Genomic DNA, 5,079 nt, shown 5'->3' on the forward strand with positions numbered 1-5,079 from the left:
CCGATGGTACTGCAGGGGGGACCCTGTGGGAGAGTAGGACGCCGCCGAACAATTCTTCAGAAGAACCCCCATCCGGATTCCGGATGGGGGTTCTTCGCGTTTCCCGGAAACCGGACGAAACCCGGTGAAGACCTCGCCAGGGCCCGTGGACGCCTCCCAAGTGACCCCCGCCGAGTGGCTGGTACTCCGTCAATATGTCGCTAAAACCGCATGATCAGTGCACTGATTAGCGGAATATCACCTCTCACGCCGTAGTCTCGAAGGGAGGGGGAACAGGTGTCCGGGGGTGGCTCCCGGACAGAGCCGGATCAAGAATGGTGCTCATGGGACGAGGCAGGCTGCGCATCTACCTCGGGGCGGCCCCCGGGGTCGGCAAGACGTACGCCATGCTCGCCGAGGCACACCGGCGGCATGAGCGTGGCACGGACGTCGTGGTGGCGTTCGTGGAGGACCACGGCCGGCGGCGGACCGCGGACCTCGTCGCCGGGCTTGAGGTCGTGCTGCGGAAGCAGGTGGTGCATCGGGGCGCCAGGTTCTCCGAGATGGACGTGGACGCCGTGCTGGCCCGCCGCCCGCAGGTGGCACTGGTGGACGAACTGGCCCACACCAATGTCCCCGGCTGCCGCAACGAGAAGCGCTGGCAGGACGTCGAGGAGCTGCTGGCGGCCGGGATCGACGTGATCTCCACCGTCAACGTCCAGCACCTGGAGTCGCTCGGCGACGCCGTCATGGGCATCACCGGGGTGCGTCAGCGCGAGACCGTCCCGGACGCGGTGGTCCGCCGCGCGGACCAGATCGAGCTGGTGGACATGTCCCCGCAGGCGCTGCGGCGGCGGCTGGCGCACGGAAACGTGTACGCGCCGGAGAAGATAGACGCCGCGCTGGCCAACTACTTCCGCCCGGGTAACCTGACCGCGCTGCGCGAGCTGGCGCTGCTGTGGACCGCCGATCGGGTGGACGAGTACCTGCAGAAGTACCGGGCCGAACAGGGCATCGAGGGCACCTGGCAGGCCCGGGAGCGGATCGTGGTCGGCCTGACCGGCGGCCCCGAGGGGGCGACACTGATCCGCCGGGCGGCCAGGATCGCGGCCCGCGTCTCCGGCGGTGAGTTGCTGGCCGTGCACATCTCCCGCTCGGACGGGCTCGCGGGCTCAGGCTCGCCGCAGACGCTGATCGAGCAGCGCGCCCTGGTGGAGAGCCTCGGCGGCTCCTTCCACAACGTCCTGGGCGACGACCCCGCCGCCGGCCTGCTGGACTTCGCCCGCGGCGTGAACGCGACCCAGATCGTGCTGGGTACGAGCCGTCGCCCCGGCTGGCAGTATCTGTACGGGCCGGGCGTCGGCACCACGGTCACCCAGAAGGCCGGGGACATCGACGTCCACATGGTCACCCACGAGCACGCCGGGCACGGGCGGCGCAGCAAGGTACCGGTGCGCCGGATCACCGACCTGGGCCGGACCCGGACGATCGCCGGTTGGCTGGTCGGACTGGCCGGTCCGCCGGTGCTGGCGCTCGTGCTGACCGCGATCGGCGGGCTGGGCCTGTCCACCGACATGCTGCTGTTCCTGTCGCTGACGGTGTGCGCGGCGCTGGTGGGCGGGCTGCTGCCGTCGATCGGCTCGGCGCTGGTCGGCTCCTCGGTGCTGAACTACTACTTCACCCCGCCGCTGCACACCTTCACCATCAGCGAGCCGCAGAACATCATGGCGGTGGCGATATTCACCATCGTCGGCTGTTCGGTCGCCTCCGTGGTGGACCTGGCTGCCCGGCGCACCCACCAGGCGGCCCGCGCCCAAGCCGAGGCGCAGACGCTCAGTGCGTTGGCCGGCACGGTGCTGCGCGGCGCGCCGAACGGCGACGGGGTGCTGACCGCTCTGATGGAGCAGGTCCGGGAGACCTTCGGGCAGGAGAGCGCCGCGCTGCTGGAGCGCCCGGAACCGATGGGCGCCTGGCTGCCGGTGGCGACCGCCGGGCCGCGCCCGCCGGAGCGGCCCGAGGAAGCCGATGTGGACGTGCCGGTCGGGGAGAGCCTGGCGCTGGTGCTGCGCGGCCGGGTGCTGCCCGGGGCGGACCGGCGCCTGCTCGGGGCCTTCGCCGCGCAGGCCGCCGTGGTCCTGGAGCGCCGCAGGCTGGCCCGGGAGGCCGCCGCGGCCCGTCGGGAGGCCGAGGGCAACCGGATCCGGACCGCTCTCCTGGCTGCCGTCTCGCACGACCTGCGCACCCCGCTGGCCGGCATCAAGGCCTCGGTGAGCTCGCTGCGCTCGGCCGACGTGGACTGGGACCCGGAGGACGAGGCCGAGCTGCTGGCCGGGATCGAGGCCGGGGCGGACCGGCTGGACCACCTGATCAACAACCTGCTCGACATGAGCCGGCTGCAGACCGGCACCGTCACCCCGCTGATCCAGGAGACCGACCTGGACGAGGTGGTGCCGTACGCGCTGGGCGGGGTGCCGCCGGAGTCGGTCCGCCTGGACGTCCCGGAGACGCTGCCGATGATCCGGGCCGACGGCGGGCTGCTGGAGCGTTCGCTGGCCAACCTGGTCGAGAACGCCGTCAAGTACAGCCCGGACGGCGTCAAGGTGCTGGTCAAGGCCGACACCCTGGAGCAGCCGGGCGGGCCGGGCCGGGTGGAGCTGCGGATCGTGGACCGCGGCCCGGGGGTGCCCGAGGACGCCAAGGAGAGGATCTTCGCGCCGTTCCAGCGCTACGGGGACGCGCCGCGCGGTGCCGGGGTGGGCCTCGGGCTCGCGGTGGCGCGCGGTTTCGTCGAGGCGATGGACGGTTCCGTCACCGCCGAGGACACCCCCGGCGGCGGTCTCACCATGGTCGTCAGCCTGCCCGCCGCGGAACGGCCGCCCGAACCGGGGGAGCCGACCGGGGACGGCCACGATCCGCTCTCGCAGCTGATCACGTGAGGCCCGGCGGCGCACCTTCAGCTGAGTCGTATAGTCCGATAGATCCGACAGCCCTGAAAGGCGGAGCCCGTAAATGACCCGGGTCCTCGTCGTGGACGACGAACCGCAGATCGTCCGCGCGCTGGTGATCAACCTCAAGGCCCGTAAGTACGAGGTCGACGCGGCCCATGACGGGGCGAGCGCGCTGGAACTGGCCGCCGCCCGCCATCCGGACGTGGTCGTCCTCGACCTGGGCCTGCCCGACATGGACGGCGTCGAGGTGATCCGCGGCCTGCGCGGCTGGACCCGGGTGCCGATCATCGTGCTGTCGGCCCGGCACGCCTCCGACGAGAAGGTCGAGGCCCTGGACGCCGGTGCCGACGACTACGTCACCAAGCCGTTCGGGATGGACGAGCTGCTCGCCCGGATGCGCGCCGCCGTGCGCCGGGCCGAGCCGGTGGCGGGGGAGGACGACTCGCTGGTCGTCACCGAGAGCTTCACCGTCGACCTCGCCGCCAAGAAGGTCAACCGGGACGGCACCGACGTACGCCTCACGCCCACCGAATGGCACCTGCTGGAGGTGCTGGTCCGCAACGCCGGCCGACTGGTCAGCCAGACCCAGCTGCTCCAGGAGGTCTGGGGCCCGGCCTACCGCACCGAGACCAACTACCTGCGGGTCTACCTCGCCCAGCTGCGGCGCAAGCTGGAGCGCGACCCCTCGCACCCGCGCCACTTCATCACCGAGCCGGGCATGGGCTACCGCTTCGAGAGCTGATCACGCAGGCCTCGGCGGTCCAGCGGCCTGCCGCCGGGGGTCTGGAAACCGGTACCCTGCCGACATGAGTGGTGACAACAGCAGTGGCCAGCCGCCGGGGCGATTCCGCCGCATGCTCAGCCGGCTGACCTCCTCGGCCGAGGAGCTTGCTGCCGAGGACCTGCGCCAGGAGAGTGCGGCCGAGTCCGGCTGCCGGCCGATCGCAGGCTGCGGGGACCGGGAGCTGGTCACCGTCGCGGGCACGCTGCGCACGGTGACGCTCCGCCCGAGGGCCGGTGTCCCGGCCCTGGAGGCCGAACTCTTCGACGGCACCGAGGCGCTGGAGGTGGTCTGGCTCGGTCGCCGCTCGATCGCGGGCATAGAACCGGGTCGCCGACTGGTCGCCAGCGGCCGGATCAGCCACGCACACGGGCGCCGTGTGCTGTTCAACCCCCGCTATGAGCTGCGTCCGGTCGGACACGGGAGCGAAGCGTGAGCAACCACCCCGGCGGCGACGCCGCCGCCCGGATCGACCTGGACGCCGCCGACGTGGCCGCCTGGCAGGACGTCGCGGCCGAGGAGGCGGTGGACGGCCTGGCACGCTCGATCGAGCGTGCCGCACCCGCCGTCGAGCAGCCCCTCGACCCGGCGGCCGCCGAGGCCGCCCGTCAGGCCGCCTCCAAGGAGGCCGCCGACACCGTCCTGCAGGCCTTCGGCGGCGTGCGCGGCATGGTCGACATGACGCTGCCAGGCCTGGTCTTCATCGTCACGTACAACATCACCCACCAGGTCAGCGCCGCCGCCTGGGCCGCGCTCGGCCTGAGTGGCCTGTTCGTGGTGGTCCGGCTGGCGAAGCGGGAGACCATCCAGCACGCCTTCAGCGGCGTGTTCGGCGTCGCCCTCGGCGCCTGGATCGCGATGAAGAGCGGTAAGGCCGAGGACTTCTACCTGCCCGGCCTGCTCTGGAACGTCGGCTACTGCGTGGCCCTGGCAGCCTCCGCACTGGCGCGCTGGCCGATGATCGGGGTGATGCTCGGCCCGATCACCGGCGAGATGTTCACCTGGCGCAAGGAGAACCCCGGCCGCCTGGCCGCCTACACCAAGGCGACCTGGGCCTGGGTGGCGATCATGGGCCTCAAGCCGGTGATCCTCTTCCCGCTGTACTTCACCCACAACGTCAACCTGCTCGGCTGGCTGAAGGTCGCCCTCGGCATCCCGCCGCTGCTGCTGGCGATGTACGTGACCTGGCAGATCCTGCTGAAGGCGCCGCCGCCGATCAAGGCGCAGCTGGACGACGAGGAGGACGAGCCGGCGAAGTAGCCGCTCGCGCCGGAAGTACGGCGGAGGGCCCGCACCCCTGGATGGGCGGCATCCTCGGGGCGCTCAGCGCAGGCTGGTGGTCGCGCCGGTCGGACCTGTACCGGACGGCGG

4 protein-coding genes are annotated in these 5,079 nt (G+C 71.8%); all 4 read left to right on the top strand.

The annotated features are described in order from the left end of the window. Positions 1–323 precede the first annotated feature (323 nt). The 4 genes from ABZW30_RS46475 (at position 324) to ABZW30_RS46490 (ending at position 4,968) form a co-directional block, all read left to right on the top strand. On the top strand, positions 324–2,915 hold the full coding sequence (locus ABZW30_RS46475) for a sensor histidine kinase KdpD (protein WP_355677404.1): 2,592 nt from the start codon (positions 324–326) through the stop codon (positions 2,913–2,915). A gap of 73 nt (positions 2,916–2,988) precedes the next feature. Beyond that, the gene (locus tag ABZW30_RS46480; RefSeq protein ID WP_033351413.1) at positions 2,989–3,669 is read left to right on the top strand and encodes a response regulator; all 681 of its coding nucleotides are present in this window, start codon (positions 2,989–2,991) and stop codon (positions 3,667–3,669) included. Between the two features lie 64 nt (positions 3,670–3,733). Then, the gene (locus ABZW30_RS46485; RefSeq protein WP_355677405.1) at positions 3,734–4,144 is read left to right on the top strand and encodes an OB-fold nucleic acid binding domain-containing protein; all 411 of its coding nucleotides are present in this window, start codon (positions 3,734–3,736) and stop codon (positions 4,142–4,144) included. After that, on the top strand, positions 4,141–4,968 hold the full coding sequence (locus tag ABZW30_RS46490) for a DUF3159 domain-containing protein (protein WP_355677406.1): 828 nt from the start codon (positions 4,141–4,143) through the stop codon (positions 4,966–4,968). The genes ABZW30_RS46485 and ABZW30_RS46490 overlap by 4 nt, the downstream gene beginning before the upstream one ends. The last annotated feature ends 111 nt before the right edge of the window (positions 4,969–5,079 follow it).

This window comes from Kitasatospora sp. NPDC004669 (assembly GCF_040609455.1).
GTDB lineage: Bacteria > Actinomycetota > Actinomycetes > Streptomycetales > Streptomycetaceae > Kitasatospora.

Bases quoted from the DNA above. Each gene is read 5' to 3' on its own strand.
- ABZW30_RS46485 (WP_355677405.1), top strand. From the start codon at position 3,734: ATGAGTGGTGACAACAGCAGTGGCCAGCCGCCGGGGCGATTCCGCCGC.
- ABZW30_RS46475 (WP_355677404.1), top strand. From the start codon at position 324: ATGGGACGAGGCAGGCTGCGCATCTACCTCGGGGCGGCCCCCGGGGTC.
- ABZW30_RS46480 (WP_033351413.1), top strand. From the start codon at position 2,989: ATGACCCGGGTCCTCGTCGTGGACGACGAACCGCAGATCGTCCGCGCG.